This window comes from Aeribacillus composti (genome assembly GCF_031760945.1).
In the GTDB taxonomy this organism is placed as follows: domain Bacteria; phylum Bacillota; class Bacilli; order Bacillales; family Aeribacillaceae; genus Aeribacillus; species Aeribacillus composti.
This window is the reverse complement of record NZ_CP134501.1, coordinates 338,269-353,049: the sequence shown is the minus strand read 5'-3', so window position 1 is coordinate 353,049 and position 14,781 is coordinate 338,269. Positions and strand designations below refer to the sequence as shown.

Annotated in this window: 15 protein-coding genes and 1 pseudogene; 9 read left to right on the top strand and 7 right to left on the bottom strand. The window is 38.3% G+C overall.

The window, feature by feature from the left end; translation table 11 throughout:
• Window positions 1-29: 29 nt before the first annotated feature.
• On the bottom strand, window positions 30-1,439 hold the full coding sequence (locus RI196_RS01820; protein WP_311066794.1) for a sensor histidine kinase: 1,410 nt from the start codon (window positions 1,437-1,439) through the stop codon (window positions 30-32).
• Window positions 1,429-2,127, bottom strand: a complete 699-nt coding sequence (locus RI196_RS01815) for a response regulator transcription factor (RefSeq protein ID WP_063388212.1) — start codon at window positions 2,125-2,127, stop codon at window positions 1,429-1,431. The genes RI196_RS01820 and RI196_RS01815 overlap by 11 nt, the downstream gene beginning before the upstream one ends.
• Window positions 2,128-2,302: 175 nt before the next feature.
• Between RI196_RS01815 and RI196_RS01810 the strand changes: the two genes are divergently transcribed.
• Together RI196_RS01810 and RI196_RS01805 are read left to right on the top strand one after the other, a co-directional pair.
• Window positions 2,303-3,739 (top strand): ABC transporter permease, encoded by a 1,437-nt coding sequence (locus tag RI196_RS01810; RefSeq protein ID WP_311066793.1) that lies wholly within the window; start codon window positions 2,303-2,305, stop codon window positions 3,737-3,739.
• Between the two features lie 17 nt (window positions 3,740-3,756).
• A complete protein-coding gene (locus RI196_RS01805) occupies window positions 3,757-4,428 on the top strand; it encodes an ABC transporter ATP-binding protein (protein ID WP_063388210.1) in 672 nt (223 codons plus the stop codon).
• 181 nt (window positions 4,429-4,609) lie between these two features.
• Here the strand turns inward: RI196_RS01805 and RI196_RS18710 are convergent.
• Window positions 4,610-5,139, bottom strand: a pseudogene (locus tag RI196_RS18710) (IS4 family transposase); the annotation flags it as partial.
• Between the two features lie 438 nt (window positions 5,140-5,577).
• On the opposite strand from RI196_RS18710, the gene RI196_RS01795 reads away from it, so the two are divergent.
• From RI196_RS01795 to RI196_RS01785, 3 genes are all read left to right on the top strand, one after another.
• On the top strand, window positions 5,578-5,817 hold the full coding sequence (locus RI196_RS01795) for a hypothetical protein (protein ID WP_311066791.1): 240 nt from the start codon (window positions 5,578-5,580) through the stop codon (window positions 5,815-5,817).
• A 189-nt stretch (window positions 5,818-6,006) separates the two neighbouring features.
• A complete protein-coding gene (locus RI196_RS01790) occupies window positions 6,007-6,216 on the top strand; it encodes a hypothetical protein (RefSeq protein ID WP_311066790.1) in 210 nt (69 codons plus the stop codon).
• A 22-nt stretch (window positions 6,217-6,238) separates the two neighbouring features.
• Window positions 6,239-6,469: a hypothetical protein gene (locus RI196_RS01785; RefSeq protein WP_066247105.1), complete on the top strand. Its 231-nt coding sequence runs from the start codon at window positions 6,239-6,241 to the stop codon at window positions 6,467-6,469.
• Between the two features lie 297 nt (window positions 6,470-6,766).
• Here RI196_RS01785 and RI196_RS01780 read toward each other — a convergent pair whose 3' ends face one another.
• A complete protein-coding gene (locus RI196_RS01780; RefSeq protein ID WP_311066789.1) occupies window positions 6,767-7,966 on the bottom strand; it encodes a CynX/NimT family MFS transporter in 1,200 nt (399 codons plus the stop codon).
• Between the two features lie 163 nt (window positions 7,967-8,129).
• On the opposite strand from RI196_RS01780, the gene RI196_RS01775 reads away from it, so the two are divergent.
• From RI196_RS01775 to RI196_RS01765, 3 genes are all read left to right on the top strand, one after another.
• Window positions 8,130-8,774: an SDR family oxidoreductase gene (locus RI196_RS01775; protein WP_311066788.1), complete on the top strand. Its 645-nt coding sequence runs from the start codon at window positions 8,130-8,132 to the stop codon at window positions 8,772-8,774.
• Window positions 8,775-8,798: 24 nt separating this feature from the next.
• Window positions 8,799-9,791 carry an LLM class flavin-dependent oxidoreductase gene (locus RI196_RS01770; protein WP_311066787.1) on the top strand — a complete coding sequence of 331 codons (993 nt, stop codon included), beginning with the start codon at window positions 8,799-8,801 and terminating at the stop codon, window positions 9,789-9,791.
• Window positions 9,792-10,079: 288 nt separating this feature from the next.
• Window positions 10,080-11,570: a peptide MFS transporter gene (locus RI196_RS01765; RefSeq protein ID WP_311066786.1), complete on the top strand. Its 1,491-nt coding sequence runs from the start codon at window positions 10,080-10,082 to the stop codon at window positions 11,568-11,570.
• Between the two features lie 117 nt (window positions 11,571-11,687).
• On the opposite strand, the gene RI196_RS01760 is transcribed toward RI196_RS01765, so the two are convergent.
• From RI196_RS01760 to RI196_RS01750, 3 genes are all read right to left on the bottom strand, one after another.
• Window positions 11,688-12,212 carry a type 1 glutamine amidotransferase domain-containing protein gene (locus RI196_RS01760; protein WP_063388741.1) on the bottom strand — a complete coding sequence of 175 codons (525 nt, stop codon included), beginning with the start codon at window positions 12,210-12,212 and terminating at the stop codon, window positions 11,688-11,690.
• A 545-nt stretch (window positions 12,213-12,757) separates the two neighbouring features.
• Complete coding sequence (locus RI196_RS01755; protein ID WP_066247112.1) at window positions 12,758-13,618, bottom strand: fructosamine kinase family protein; 861 nt, start codon at window positions 13,616-13,618, stop codon at window positions 12,758-12,760.
• A 94-nt stretch (window positions 13,619-13,712) separates the two neighbouring features.
• Window positions 13,713-13,916 (bottom strand): hypothetical protein, encoded by a 204-nt coding sequence (locus RI196_RS01750; protein ID WP_063388739.1) that lies wholly within the window; start codon window positions 13,914-13,916, stop codon window positions 13,713-13,715.
• A 221-nt stretch (window positions 13,917-14,137) separates the two neighbouring features.
• Here RI196_RS01750 and RI196_RS01745 point away from each other — a divergent pair, with 221 nt between their 5' ends.
• Window positions 14,138-14,317 (top strand): SE1832 family protein, encoded by a 180-nt coding sequence (locus RI196_RS01745; RefSeq protein ID WP_063388738.1) that lies wholly within the window; start codon window positions 14,138-14,140, stop codon window positions 14,315-14,317.
• Window positions 14,318-14,781: the final 464 nt, after the last annotated feature.

Here is a 14,781-nt window from a genome sequence, read left to right as displayed (position 1 = left end):
GTATTATCCAATCCCTTCTACAAGATTCTTTAGCTTTTGACAGGCAGTTTAATCTCAAATTTCGTTCCTTTGCCTTTTTTACTTGTCACGTCGATTTCTCCTTGATGCAGGAGCACTAACTGCTTCACAATTGAGAGTCCTAACCCGAATTCCCCGTATTTATTGTTTGTTCTTGACAGATCTGCTTTGTAAAATCTCTGCCAAATGTTTTCAATTTCTTTTTCGTCCATTCCGATCCCGGTATCTTCGATTTCAATGATTGTTTCCTTATATCCAGGTTTCCCCCGCAAAAATATTTTTCCGTTTTGTGTAAACTGAATGCTATTTTTAACAATATTGATCAAAATTTGAATGAGGCGATCATAATCAGCATAAATGATTTCATTTTCATCCGCTTCAATGATCATAATGTTATTTTTCTCCTCCGCTTGTGAAAGAAGCTGTTCCTTCACAATTTCAAACACATCAATTAACTGTATAGGTTCTATATTTAGCTTTACTTGATTCGACCGAATTTTTTCATAGTCCAAATTTTCATTAACTAGCCGAATCAGCCTTTTTGCCTCTTGGCTTACTAATTGAATGCCTCTTTCTTTTTCTTCTTCAGGAATCATATCGCTTTTTAATCCTTCAATGACACCGCTGATCGTTGTAAGAGGAGTTTTCAACTCATGAGAAACATCTGCAATAAACTGTCTCCTTCTTTTTTCAAGCCTGCTTATTTCCTCCTGAGAAGCTTTAAGCTTTTTTACCATTTCATTAAAGTCGCTTGCCAGCTCACCAATTTCATCGATTTTGGAGGCATTCACCTGGACGTCATAGTTTCCAGATGACACCATTGACGTTGCTTCACGAATCCTCTGAATTCTCCGAACATGCAGCTTCGATAAAAGACCGCTTAGCAAAAATGAAACCGTCAACGAAATTAAAATTGTATAAAATAAAAACTGATTAATGTCGCTGATGGTCTCTCTTGAACCGCTTATCGGCGAAACTAGGAGAACTCCTCCCATCAGCTCCCCGTTCACGATGAATGGCAAAGAAACGAAGGATACCGCCTGATCAAACCGTTTTAAATCTTGCTTGACCACGACAATTTTGCCATCCTCCAAACTCTCCCATTCTTTTTCTGACATTGTGAACCGCGGGAAAAAGCCAGCTTCCGGATAAAAAATTTCGCCTTGTTGATTAAACACACTGAACATAATATTTCGTGTCCTCAGCACCTGCCGGTATTGATCCAAAATCCGGTTTCCGCCCCAATTATCGCGGCTATAATCATGTAAAATGTTTTGGCCGTAGGCAATCAATTCTTCTACTTTATTTTGATAAACATAGTTTTCAACATATTTTGCAAAGGAAAAGCTCAAAATCAAGAATGCAATGACTAAAACTCCTATATGGCTAATAAGCAGCTGATACATATATTTAAGTTTCATCGTGCTTCACCGATTCGTCGAATTTATATCCCACCCCCCAAACCGTGTGAAGGAAGTTTTGCGCTTCAGGCCCGAGCTTCTTTCTCAGCCTTTTCATGTGGACATCAACCGTTCTTTCATCCCCGTAAAATTGATACCCCCATATACTTTCCAGCAACTGCTCTCTCGTAAATACTTGGCGCGGATGTGTGAGAAAATGATAAAGGAGGTCAAACTCTTTTGGAGTTAGGTTATTAATCGATTGTCCTTTAAAATACGCTTCTCTTGCATCTTTGTCCACTTTAAAGTGTTTGGTTGTCACAATGTTTTTTTGACGAGGTTCTTGCTTGTTATATCTTCTCGCCACTGCCTTTATTCTCGCCATTAGTGCAATCGGGCTAAACGGTTTCGTGACATAATCATCGGCTCCCATTTCAAGTCCGATCACTTGATCGGATTCACTGTCTTTAGCGGTCAGCATGATGATCGGAACGGAGTGTTCTTCTTCTCTTAATTTTCTGCAAAGCGTGACTCCATCCATTCCGGGAAGCATCCAATCGATGATGAGCAAGTCCCAATTGCCACTCTTAGCGGATTGGTAGCCTTCAAGTCCATCATGGACAAATTCCCCTTCAATCCCTTCCTTTATAAAAAACATATTTAGCATCGAACAGACGCTTTCATTATCTTCGATCACTAAAATTTTCATTTCTCTTCCTCCCGCTAAAACAACTCTTATTTTCAAGATAAACGAGTAAAGAAAGGGAAGCAACTACTTCAACTTCTCTTTTAAAAAATTAAACTTTCGAACATAGATTTTTCATAAATTGTTCATATGTTTCCAATATGCTTATCGTTGACAATCACGAAGGAGGTAAGATTAGATGAATTTTTTTAAAAGGTCGTTGTTAAGCGTATGGGCTAGAAAAGGAAAGAGCCTTTTACAACTGTTTATTTTCACCATCATTTGCTTACTTGTCCTTTCCGGTCTGGCGATCGAAAGTGCAGCAAAGAAAGCCAGTGATTTAGCGAAGGAAAAGCTGGGAGGAGAAGTGACCTTGCAGATGGATATGGAAAAAATGCGGAATCAGCAGCAATCGGAAGGTGAACGGACGAGGTTTCAGCTTGAACCCATTCCGGTAAAATCGGCAGAAGAATTATCTACATACTCAGAAGTAAAAGGTTATAACTTATATTCGTCGACAAACGGAATTGCTGAAGACTTTGATCCAATTGAAAATGAAGACACAAGTGATTCGGATGAGGAAACAGAAAACAGAGGTCCCTTTGGGGAAAATGGAAATCCAATGTTTCAATCTGATATCAGTCTGCAAGGCGTCGTTTTTACTGATGCTGTCGAAGAATTTATGAACGGAGATTCTACATTGGTAGAAGGTGAACATATTACCGATCAATCATTAGGAAAAAATGTTGTGGTCATCGAAAAAACATTGGCGGATGAAAACGACTTAACTGTCGGTGATACGATTACGGTAAAAGGTGCCAATGAAGAGGAAAAAACGATTGAATTAAAAATCATTGGCATTTATGAGACAACCACAAACGAACAAGATCAAGGAATGAATTTTTCTTTTATGAACCCTTACAACAAATTGTACGTTCCATATACTGTCGCGAACACACTGAAAGGTGAAGACTATGAAAATACCATTGACCGCGCTGTTTATTACATGAAAGATCCCGCGGAAATAGACTCGTTTATTCAAAAAGCGAAGAAAAATTCGAGCATAGACTTCGATACATTCAAGCTTGATGCAAATGATCAGCTATACAATCAAATGGTCGGACCAATCAACAATGTCGCGTCATTTTCAAAAAATGTCGTTTACTTAGTGACGATTTCAGGGGCTGTCATTCTTGGACTGATTGTCATGCTGTCAATCCGCGAACGGAAATACGAGATGGGTGTTCTTCTTTCTCTTGGGGAGAAAAGATGGAAGCTCATCGGTCAATTTGTCGCAGAAATATTGATTGTAGCCGTTCTCGCCATCGGAATTTCAAGCGCATGCGGAAATGTGGTGGCCGGCAAGATCAGCGATCAATTATTAGCGCAAGAGCTGGCCCAGCAAGAGCAGATGAATACACCTCCATCCTTTCGACCAGGAATGGGAGGCAGTGTAGGAATGAGAGGGCAAGCAGCTAACGTGGAAACAATTGATGACTTAGAAATCGCAATAACACCGAAAGATTTAGGCATGCTGTCGTCTATCGGAATGTTAATTGCCGTTTTATCATCATTTATTCCATCGCTGTCCGTTTTGCGACTGCATCCGAAGGTGATTTTAACTAAACAAGACTAAGAAAAGAAGGGGATCAAATGAGTGCATTGTTGAAATTTCAAGATGTTAGCTATTGGTATAGCAGAGATCAAAAAAAAGTAGAAATCTTAAAAAAGATCAATATTGATTTTGAAAAAGGTACATTTTACACAATTACTGGTCCAAGCGGTGCGGGAAAATCCACATTTTTAGCTCTTGCCGGTGCTCTTGATTCTCCAAAAGAAGGGGCTATTTTATACGAGGGCAAGGATTTAAAAAAAATCGGCTATTCCAAATTTCGCAATCAATACGTCTCAATCGTCTTTCAATCATACAACCTGCTTCCTTATATGACAGCATTGCAAAACGTCGTTGCGGCAATGGAAATAACGAAATCCTCTAAAAAGCCATATAAACAAATTGCACTAAAAACATTAGAACAAATGGGGATTTCGCAGGACCAAGCAAAGCAAAAAGTACTGACACTAAGCGGAGGACAACAGCAAAGAGTTTCCATTGCCCGCGCTCTTTGCTGCGAGTCGCAGTTAATTGTCGCGGATGAACCAACAGGAAACTTGGATGAGCAAACATCTAAAGAAATCGTCCGCATTTTTCAAGATTTAGCACATCAAGAGGGAAAATGCGTCATCATGGTGACGCACGATTTAACAATTGCATCCATCGCCGATGTGAACATTCATTTATCAAATGGAACCTTCCAAATACAATAAAAAGCTTGGGCTTGTCCAAAAAGTCAATTCCCCATTGAAAACAAACAATCATAAACACCGATATATCAACGTTTCTAAAACATTAAAAGGGGCAGTCAATAAGCCGAAAAAACGACTTTGAACTGCCCCGTCTTTTTATTTAGTTTTTTTTTACACATACTTATTTCGTCCGGCATTCAATAGCTTCAGCCAAAGTTTGGAAAAGAGAAATCAATTGTAGTAAAGCCGTTTTAAAGTCCATCTCCTTTACTTCGTCACATAGAAACAAGAATAAGTTGCCCATGGTCTTTGGATCCTCTTCTTTCCGAAGTTGCCAAGCAATCAAGATATACCGAGTGAAGACAATGGTAGTATGGCTAATCATCATGTCATAGGAACGACCTTGAAACTCTTTGGCTAAATGTAAAAACGATTTACTGAATTTAACAAAGTTTCGATGTCCCAACGCATCCCATAGATTCGAACGATTTCTTCATTAGACAGCGTGGTATCTGTACTCAAAATGGCCAGCCATTCACTTTGGTTGTTTCGATTCCGCACAAACACGATTTTCACTGGTAAACCCGTATGAAAGGTTACGTGAATCGAGCCGAGTGTTTCTTTTTTGCCAATGTCTCGTTTCGCTTTTCGATACAGTTGTTCCAAGGTTAAACGTTCTCCGTTGAAGAGATACCGTTGTTTTAGCTGTTTGACCATGCCAATGACAAAAAGGCATGCCCTGTCTGAATTCAGGGTATGGTAAAAAAAGGTATACATATTCGCCCGTCATGGCAAGAGATGAGAGTCCAAAAGCGCTTACGGATGAAATTCAAAAAAATGGTTCGCTAACCTATGACTTACTTCTTTTTTCAGCGAATCAAAAAAGTTCCCACAAAGTCTTGACTGACTCATGTTATATAGAGGGGTTGAAAACAACATAATACTATAATAACATTAATGGAAATGTATCCCAATAGCTAAAAACCTACATAAAATTGGAAGTTTAAAGGAGGGATTTTATAGAACAGCTAAAAAGGTTGGAAAATCAAAAATATTTTTAACAATGCTGTTTTTTATCGGATATGTGATTTCTCTACCTGTTTAAACATTTTAAGAATGCTTTTTAAGAACCAAAAATTGAAAGGCAACGTTTGATATGAACCGCATGAAATGTATTTTAGTTTTGCTTTAATTTTTTCATCTGTAGGAACTGCAGGTATATCTACTGTAAAAGCTTCTCAATTTAAAGATGAGGAGATCATTTATAACCAAGATATTTCTAATTTTGAAGTTTTGGAAGATGGTGTTTTGATAGATGGCAAATTTTATAGTCCAGAGGAATTTGAGGAGTATTTAAAATCAGCTGAGATTGTTGTTTTAAGTGATGGTAATGGTGGTTCTTCTATTTAACCTTTCTTTGCATTAGCTCCCGCTATTTATTTTGTTCCTGATGTTGGTCAAGTTGCATTACTAGCGACTGGTGCAATAGTAGTTGGTGGGGTTACTATTAAGGCTGGAAGTTGGCTCTATAAAACTATTTCTAACTATTTTAATGATCCTAAAAGAGTAATTGCTTCTAATTATGGAATACCACAATCATTGTTAGATTCAAACGGAAAAGTGAAATTAGGTTCTTTTAAAGATAAACACGGGAATACACCTCTAACTAAAAATTCTGGTACTTTTAAAAATGGGAAGTGGTCAGTAGAAAAAGATACAGCAGGACGTGGTGGACGTGTATGGAAATTAAAGAAAGATGAAAAAAGAATAGCTTCTTTAGATAAAAATGGGAAAGTGTTATCCAAATAAAGAATAGGAGTAGATTTAGTTTATGAAGAAAATGACTTTTAACGGTTTTACACTTAATTATCATGAATCAATTAATGTTTATGTAAATGAAGAAACAAAGCAAGTTATTTTCATTTCTAAAAATAATGATGAAATACACGGGGTCCTAGAACTTGATGAAGAAAATAAAGTTAAAATACATCCTAGATGGAATGTAAACTTTTCAATTGAAAATACAGAGGTTACAATAGGTGTTAATTATGAGGAAGAATAATCAATATTATTAATCACTATCAACAAGCTGGAATGGGGCTGTCAAGAAAATCGTTTTTCACTGACTTTCTTGACAGCCCCTTCTTAAACATTGCATCCATCGCCGATGTGAACATTCATTTATCAAATGGAACCTTCCAAATACAATAAAAAGCTTGGGGTTGTCCAAAAAGTCAATTCCATTGAAAACAAAAAATCATAAACACCGATATTTCAACGTTTCTAAAACATTAAAAGGGGCAGTCAATAAGTCAAAAAAACGACTTTGAACTGCCCCGGCTTTTTATTTAGTTTCTTTTTACACATACTTATTTCGTCCGGCATTCAATCCAGCAATGATCATCAAAACACAGACAGCAATAAACAATAAAATGGGCACCACCCACGAATGAGTTTTGTCATACAAAACGCCAATTAAAATGGGCCCAAAAGCAGCAAGCAAATAACCAATTGATTGCGCCATTCCCGATAAAGCGGAAGCTTGCTCGGAGCTTTTTGTTCTTAAACCAAATAGCGCTAATACGAGCCCAATGCTTGCCCCTTGTCCAATACCGATTAAAATAATCCAAAAGACAATCAGTAAAAGAGGCCCGCCATACAATAATCCAACGAGACCCGCTAAATAAATAGCTCCTAAAACCGCTACAATTCGCCTTTGATCTGAATATTTGTCCGACAGTGCCGGAGCGACAAATGTTGCCGGCAAGCCAGCAATTTGCACAAGAAACAGCATCCAACCAGCTGTTGAAGCACTTAATCCGTCCGCCTGCAAAATTTCAGGAAGCCATGCAACCATACTATAAAATAAGAACGATTGAAGACCCATAAAAAATGTGACTTGCCATGCCAGCGGCGACCGGAGCAAAAAACCATTTGAAATATGTTCAATTGGCGGTTTCGCGGATCTCTGTTTTCCACTAATTAATGGAAACCATAAACATATCGCCACAATTGCTAAAATTGCCCAAAATAATAAGGCATTTCTCCATCCAAATTTTAATCCTTCCGACAACGGAATTGCTAAACCGGAAGCGATCCCTGCAAGCATACCCATAGCTGTTGAATAAACGCTTGTCATCAGTCCGATTTTATCCGGGAACCGTTCTTTTACAATACCCGGAAGAAGCACATTTCCAATGGCAATGCCTACTCCAATCAATACAGTTCCTAAAAGCAGACCGATCATCGCTCCGAATGTTCGAATAATCATTCCTGCAAGAAGCACGACTAACCCGGCAAAAATCGCCGTTTCATTTCCGTATCGGCTTGCAAATTTCGGAGCTAATGGCGAAAGAACCGCAAAAACGATTAACGGGATAGTCGTTAGTAAACCCACAACCCCGTTGGAGATTCCGAGATCTTCACGAATATAACCGATGAGCGGTCCGACCGAAGTAATAGCAGGACGCAAATTAAAAGCAGCAAAGATGATTCCAACTATCAAGAGCATTTTTTTAATAGAAATTTCTTTTTCTGCCCTTACCGTATAGCGTTCCATACTCACCCCTCCTTTACCCCCTTGAACATCTTAAAAGTCAATTATTAATATACTAATCCCCATCGATGGGAAAATCAACCACATACCATGTATCGATCATTTGAGAAAACAGCCAGCTTCTGGAATAATGTTAATAAACGATGTTTGAAAGGAGAGTCCGTTTATGGAAATTGTTGTAGTTGGCGCCAATGGAAAAATCGGAAAAATTCTTGTTCACTTATTAAAAGAAAGCAACGAGCACACAGTGAAAGCAATGATCCGCAACGAAAACCAAAAAGAATATTTTGACTCGATCGGAGTCAAGACGGTTTTAGCTGATTTGGAAGGCACAGTCGATCAGATTGCCGAGGCGATCAAAGGAGCGGAAGGGATCGTCTTTACCGCAGGTTCAGGCGGACATACAGGTGCAGATAAAACTCTTTTAGTAGATCTAGACGGTGCCGTAAAAACAATCGAAGCAGCAGAAAAGACAGGCGTTCAACGGTTTATAATGGTCAGCGCTCTGCAAGCCCATAATAGACAAAATTGGAACGAAAAGATTAAACATTATTATGTTGCCAAGCATTATGCCGACCGTTTCCTTGTCCAAAGCCGTTTAAACTATACAATTGTCCGGCCGGGGGCGCTATTGGATGAGAAAGGAACCGGAAAAATAAAAATTGCCGAAAATCTTGAAAGAGCCGCCATTCCAAGAGAAGATGTGGCTTCGGTTATTTTTGCATCAATAACGGAGAAAAACACTTTTCGCCGCTCATTTGACCTAGTCTCAGGAAACACCCCGATTCGCGAAGCATTAAAAAATTTTTAATATACGAAGAAAGGTTGGCGAATAATGCAGGTTAGCATTTTAGACCAAGCACCGATTTTGAACAACTCAACAGCAAAAGAGGCGTTGGAGCAATCCATTCAACTGGCCGTATTGGCGGAAAAACTAGGCTATACCCGCTACTGGATTGCGGAGCATCACAATCTTTCCGGACTTGCCTGCTCCGCTCCAGAAATTATGCTCCCAGTTATAGGAGCAAAAACAAAATCGATTCGCATCGGGTCAGGCGCAACGCTTCTCCCCCACTATAAGCCGTATAAAGTTGCGGAAATGTTTAATATGCTGGCAACATTATTTCCTAACCGCATTGATCTTGGGATCGGGCGGGCCCCCGGAGGAGACGCTCAATCAAGCATTGCGTTATCCGGCAATTATCTCGAAAATGTAAAAAAAATGCCGAAAACCGTTCAAGAGCTGCTTCATTTTTTATATAATGACTATCCAAAAAATGAATTATTTTCGAGCATCTCAGCCTCTCCTTTGCCAAATATTCCTCCTGAACCTTGGATCCTTGGCACAAGCATAAAGAGCGCCTTTTTAGCAGCTGAAAACGGCATTTCCTATGCATTTGGCCAATTTATGAGCAATGAAGACGGGCGGCAAATTATTCAAACATATAAAAATCAGTTCCAGAAAAAAAGAAAACAGCAGCCAAAGACAATTGTCACAGTCTCGGCAATATGCGCTGAAACTAACGAAAAAGCGAAGCAAATTGCCTTCAGCAGCTTTTTATGGAATCTTCAGCATCATAAAGGAAAAACACTTGATTTTCCATTAAAAGAAGAAGCAAAGCAGCAATTGCTGAATTCAGATGAGTTTCAACAGTTTCAAAAGAATATGATCATTGGCGATCCAAAATTTGTCGTTCACCGTTTATATGAATTAGAAAATTGGTATGAAGCAGATGAAATGATGATCATAACAATAACTGGAAGCTATGAAGAACGCACAAAATCGTATCAATTGATAGCAGAGGAAATAAATAGAAAGAAATCTTAACGTTAATATCATCAATATGACCATGGATAAAATCGGTTTAACCTATATGGGAACCGATTTTTTCTTTTGCCAATCCCCAATTTCATATTGTATCCTCCCCTTTTTTTAAAAATTCCCTAACTTACAACTGTTTCAAATATTATATATATATAATTTTATACTTTTAACAGTTGACGTTTTAATTATATTAAAATATTATTTAAAGAGCGGTGGGACGGTTATTTTTTTATTTTCGGACAATTCAAAACATCTTAAAAATTATATAAAAATAATGGAGGTTTATTTTTTATGATAACAAAGGAGCAGATTGTCCAAAGCCTTCCGCAAAAAGGTTTTTTTGGACATCCAAAAGGATTATTTACGCTGTTTTTTACGGAGTTTTGGGAACGTTTTTCCTATTACGGAATGAGAGCAATACTTCTTTATTATATGTATTATGAAGTTTCTAAAGGCGGTTTGGGAATAGATGAAGCTACCGCTGCATCGATTATGGCGATCTACGGTTCTCTCGTGTATATGTCGGGAACGATTGGAGGATGGATTGCAGACCGCCTGTTAGGGACAAGCAAAACTGTTTTTTACGGCGGAATTTTAATCATGCTCGGCCATATCGTCTTATCCTTCCCTGGAAATATTGAAGCTTTATTCATTTCCATGACGCTGATTGTTCTTGGTACTGGACTTTTAAAGCCGAATGTATCAAGTGTTGTCGGCGATCTTTATGCAGATAACGATGCCCGCCGCGATTCAGGGTTTAGTATTTTTTATATGGGTATTAATTTAGGTGGATTTTTAGCTCCCATTATTGTTGGAACTTTAGGACAAGGATATAATTTCCATCTTGGCTTTGCTCTTGCTGCTATTGGTATGTTTTTCGGGCTTTTGACATTTGTCCTAACAAAAAAGAAAAACCTTGGTCTCGCTGGAACACAGGTGCCTAACCCGTTACAACCGGAAGAACGAAAAAAAGTATTCACTATTTTCGGCATCGGCGCTTTAGTAATTATCGCCTTTTTAGCTGTCACCATCCCTGCAGGACTTTTGACTATAAATAGCTTTACTATGATTGTCAGCATCCTCGGAATTGTAATACCTGCATGTTATTTTATATTTATGTACCGGAGTCCTAAAACAACAGAAGTGGAGCGTTCGCGTGTAATTGCTTACATTCCGCTCTTTATTGCCGCAGTAGTTTTTTGGGCTATTCAAGAACAAGGGGCTATTATTTTAGCCACTTATGCAGATAAGCGCACCCAATTATCCTATGCAGGACTTGAACTGCAATCATCATGGTTTCAATCATTGAACCCTTTATTTATCATCTTTTTGGCGCCGGTTTTTGCATGGTTTTGGGTGAAGCTTGGAAAGCGTCAGCCATCAACACCGAGCAAGTTTGCATTCGGACTTATTTTTGGCGGTCTATCATTTCTAGTTATGATCATTCCTGCTTATGTAAACGGTACTGAGTCATTAGTTAGCCCTTTATGGCTCGTACTTAGCTTCTTCCTTGTTGTAATCGGAGAGCTGTGCTTGTCCCCAGTAGGACTTTCAGCAACTACAAAGCTTGCTCCAGCGGCTTTTTCAGCACAAACAATGAGCCTATGGTTTTTAACTAGTGCAGCCGCTCAAGCCATTAATGCCCAGCTTGTAAAATACTACACAGTTGAAACAGAAATTGTTTATTTTGGCATTATCGGCATGATTTCAATTATTCTTGGCCTTATTTTATTCTTCATGGCACCTATGATTAAACGTTTGATGAAAGATGTTCTATATTAAAGTCTTGCTGCATGATAAAAACCTGCCTGTTCAAACATAAACAGGCAGGTTTTTTGCCATATATGAAGTTTGTTTTTGCCAAGATCACTCAGCAAAAAATTTTGAATTTCTCACCGCTTACTTTGATACTTTATCCAAAAGCTTCAATGATTCTCTATTGAATGCTTCTAAGTCAGCAGGTGTGCGGCTTGTAACCAATTGGTTTTGGCATACGACAACTTCTTCATCATGATAATTGGCGCCTGCATACTCCATATCTACGCGAATTGATTTATAGCCAGTTGCATCCCGACCTTCCAATGCTTTTGCCGAAATTAGCAGCTGAGGTCCATGACAAATAGCAAATACCGGTTTTTTCGCATCCATCATAGCTTTTACAAAAGAAACAAAACGGTCATCCGCACGCAAAATGTCCGGCGAGAAACCTCCCGGCAAAAGAAGTGCATCAAAATCGTCCGGTTTTACATCATCAATCGAGTAGTCAATTCTAACTTCCGCTTCACCTTTTTTTCCTTTAACTTTTTTGCCAGCTTCTTTTTCAATTGTGACCACTTCATGACCTGCTGATTGAAATGCTTCTGCAGGACTTGTGAACTCACTGTCTTCGAACAAGTCTGTAATAAGAGTAGCTACTTTTGCCATGTGATCAACTCCTTTATTTTAGATTATCATAAAAAATTTTATGGAAACATTTATTTGCTTCATATATTATTATCAATTACCTATATTACTAATCAAACGTTTGTTTAACAATAAATATGATTGCCAAAATCAGCAGTCTCGCAATGCGGCTGCCTTCATCCGCGTTTAGAGGCGGAATTTTTCGGATAAATCGAATCAACCGAGACAAAATGGACCAAGCTATTATAGAAATGCTGTCAGCTTCAAGTCCTTGCCTTTTGATGCTGAGTTCAGCATTCCAACCTCTTTCAGCTAATAAACCGCATACGCCGGGCAGCGAAGCTTTGACATTACAGTTGAATTAGAAAATGAAAACGTTCGTTTATAAATTTATTTGAGAAGAGCGGGCTTTTAAATAAGAGTTTCGGGGAGGGACGACAACTATCCATTTCTTTCTGGAAGAAAAAATTTGATCGTTTGCACAATTAGGGAGCTGCAAGCTCTTAAAACGAAGGGAAACAGTTGTCTAAACCGAAAAAACTAACGGTTCTCAGTCCTCATCTTTTTTAAACATACATTTTTAATATGCGGTCTACTGCTCCACCATATGATTCCCCAAACAAATTCAGATGGACAAGCAAATAATAAAGCTGGTACAAAGGCTTGATTTCCTCATATCTTTCGGAAAGAGGGTAATATTCTTCATATGAGCGGTAAAAATCTTGGGAAAAGCCGCCAAATAATTCGGTAAAGGCAATTTCAAAATGGCGATCTCCATACATTACGGACGGATCAATTAAAAATGGTTCCCCATTCGGTCCAACTATCCAATTCCCTCCCCATAAATCGCCGTGTAAAAGAGAAGCCTCCACGTTTGCTGGAATCCATTCATGCAAGCGATTAAGGAGAGTTTCCAAACTTTTTCCACGTTCACCACGTATATAATTTTTCTTGATTCCTATTTCCATTTGTCCGCTTAAACGGTAGTCCCGATAGTATTCAAGCCAAGATGACATAAGGCGGTTTCTTTGAGGCAGCGTTCCAATATATGTGTTTTTCGAATATCCGTGATATACAAAATGGCTTTTGTGTAAAGCTGCCAGCTTTTGGCCTAACAGCTTTTCTGTATTATCATCTTTTTTACCGTTCACCCATTCCATGATCAAAAATCCCTCGTTGGAATTCTCGGAGTAAGCAAACACCTTCGGTACGCGCACGGTGTTAGTATCCCTAATCAGTTGAAGCCCTTCCGCTTCCAGACGGAAAAAATCTTCGGGAGCTTCTAAATTGTACTTTAAAAAATACGTTTGGTTTTCTGTCTGTACAAAATAGCTTTCGTTAATATCACCTCCGCTTACTTTCCGAATGTTTTCGATTACTCCAAAATCTCCAGCAGCCCTTAATGCTTCCGCTATAATTTTTTTCATCCTGCCTCCTCTTTTTCTTTTTTGTACTTATCTTTTCATAAATCATATATCTTTTGCAACGAAATCAACAAAGCAGCCTTTATTAATTGAAAAGTTATTTTTCTTTAGATTTCATTGTTCCAACAATAAAATATTCAAGAGCTTTTACATCTTCTATTAATTTTCTCCGTAATTGTTGATATGTTTCAAAAGATTGGTAGTCTAAATGATGATTTTCTTCAAACATTGTGCACAAATCGTTAAAGTTTTTGTAGATTCGGTCAAAATTTTTTTCCATCAGCACCAAAACATTTTTCATTCTCCTTTTCCTACTCCTTTTCCAAAAACCCCTTAAAAGAGACGGCGCAAAAATTCTCCTTATTTTATTTCGGAAAAAATAATTATATTTTCGACTCTTTCATAAATAATAGTTACTTCTCATACATTTTTAGTTGGAATCACTCATATCGTGTAAGGTGTCATTCCGACATTCATGATAAAATGGTAAAAAGGAAATCAGATACATTGGAGTGAATATTGATGACAAAACAAGAAATTGAACAAAGAATCGCCGAATTAAAATCTGACTATATCCGCATTCAAGGGGACATCGAAAAGCTTGAATCAGTCGGAGGAAATATAGAAAAAGCGGAACAGCAGCTTACGGAAATTGAAAACGAGTTGGCCAATCTTAGAACGGCGCTGAACAAGCAGCGTTAACACCAAGATCAAATTCCGCTGTCCGTTTCCTTTCATAATCATTTTCATTGATCCATTGGATGGGAAAAAAGAAGGTTCTGTGTGGTTTTATCCCCTCCAGGTGGAAAGTAAAAAAAGTGTTCTTAGGAGTCTGCCGGAGAGGGGATTTTTTATGGTGAAAAATCAAACATGTAACTCATATTCAGAAGATCTGAAGCGTGAATCGTTCGTTTGAAATGAAAGGAGGCTCCCTTATCGGCAACTTCATGAACATTTTGGAATTAAGCGGCATACGCAAAATTTAAGAAATGTCAAAATGTAGAGGCTTTTTGATGCGTTTTTACGATCAGCGGGAAGTATGAAAACACATGCAATTTAAAAGTTTAGAAGAAGAAAGCACAAGTCGATTTGCTTAAAAAGCGCCGTCCAAATCTATACGGGAAGAAGTGGCCCTAAAAGCCGATCGATTTCATATTATTGATAAA

Coding starts and splice junctions, on each gene's coding strand:
- RI196_RS01805 (WP_063388210.1), top strand. CDS start 3,757: ATGAGTGCATTGTTGAAATTTCAAGATGTTAGCTATTGGTATAGCAGA.
- RI196_RS01750 (WP_063388739.1), bottom strand. CDS start 13,916: ATGAAAAATGTTTTGGTGCTGATGGAAAAAAATTTTGACCGAATCTAC.
- RI196_RS01760 (WP_063388741.1), bottom strand. CDS start 12,212: ATGGCAAAAGTAGCTACTCTTATTACAGACTTGTTCGAAGACAGTGAG.
- RI196_RS01765 (WP_311066786.1), top strand. CDS start 10,080: ATGATAACAAAGGAGCAGATTGTCCAAAGCCTTCCGCAAAAAGGTTTT.
- RI196_RS01780 (WP_311066789.1), bottom strand. CDS start 7,966: ATGGAACGCTATACGGTAAGGGCAGAAAAAGAAATTTCTATTAAAAAA.
- RI196_RS01745 (WP_063388738.1), top strand. CDS start 14,138: ATGACAAAACAAGAAATTGAACAAAGAATCGCCGAATTAAAATCTGAC.
- RI196_RS01785 (WP_066247105.1), top strand. CDS start 6,239: ATGAAGAAAATGACTTTTAACGGTTTTACACTTAATTATCATGAATCA.
- RI196_RS01775 (WP_311066788.1), top strand. CDS start 8,130: ATGGAAATTGTTGTAGTTGGCGCCAATGGAAAAATCGGAAAAATTCTT.
- RI196_RS01795 (WP_311066791.1), top strand. CDS start 5,578: ATGTATTTTAGTTTTGCTTTAATTTTTTCATCTGTAGGAACTGCAGGT.
- RI196_RS01770 (WP_311066787.1), top strand. CDS start 8,799: ATGCAGGTTAGCATTTTAGACCAAGCACCGATTTTGAACAACTCAACA.
- RI196_RS01815 (WP_063388212.1), bottom strand. CDS start 2,127: ATGAAAATTTTAGTGATCGAAGATAATGAAAGCGTCTGTTCGATGCTA.
- RI196_RS01810 (WP_311066793.1), top strand. CDS start 2,303: ATGAATTTTTTTAAAAGGTCGTTGTTAAGCGTATGGGCTAGAAAAGGA.
- RI196_RS01820 (WP_311066794.1), bottom strand. CDS start 1,439: ATGAAACTTAAATATATGTATCAGCTGCTTATTAGCCATATAGGAGTT.
- RI196_RS01755 (WP_066247112.1), bottom strand. CDS start 13,618: ATGAAAAAAATTATAGCGGAAGCATTAAGGGCTGCTGGAGATTTTGGA.